This window comes from Pseudoroseomonas cervicalis ATCC 49957 (assembly GCF_000164635.1).
Taxonomy (GTDB): domain Bacteria; phylum Pseudomonadota; class Alphaproteobacteria; order Acetobacterales; family Acetobacteraceae; genus Pseudoroseomonas; species Pseudoroseomonas cervicalis.
Map to the genome: position 1 here is coordinate 1 of NZ_GG771243.1, position 555 is coordinate 555.

Consider the following 555-nt stretch of genomic DNA (forward strand, 5'->3'; position numbering starts at 1 on the left):
CGCCACGCGCTGCTGGGCCATGCCCTGCCCTGCGTCGCGCTGCACGGCTTCGACGCCTCCGCCCCCGCCAAGCTGGACTTCGCCCTGGCCGGGCTCGGCCTGGGCGGGCTGGCGCTGGAGGGGCGGGCGCCGGGCGCGCCCCTGGCGCAGCATGCGGGAGCCTTCGCGGCGTGAGCCCGCCGCGCCCCGTGGTGCTGGTCACCGGCCTGTCCGGCGCCGGCAAGGCCTCGATCCTGCGCATGCTGGAGGATCTGGGCTTCGAGAGCATCGACAACCCGCCGCTCTCGGTGCTGGAGGAGGTGGTGCGCGAGGGCGGCCTTGTGCCGCTGGCGATCGGCGTCGACGCCCGCACCCGCGGCTTCGACGCGCAGGCCCTGCTGCACCGGCTGGAGCGGCTGCGCGCCGAGCCGGGCGTGGCGCCCGAGCTGCTCTATGTGACGGCGGAGGAGGCGGTGCTGCTGCGCCGCTTCTCCGAGACGCGGCGGCGCCACCCGCTGGCGCCGGGCGGCTCGCTCGGCGGCTCGGTGGCGGATGGCATCGCGCGCGAGGCGGCGC

At 77.8% G+C, this 555-nt stretch carries 1 protein-coding gene; it reads left to right on the plus strand.

Annotated elements, in window-relative coordinates; translation table 11 throughout:
* Positions 1-239: 239 nt before the first annotated feature.
* Positions 240-555, plus strand: a 316-nt coding sequence (locus HMPREF0731_RS22795) for an RNase adapter RapZ (protein ID WP_281015404.1), incomplete at its 3' end; no start/stop codon positions are given.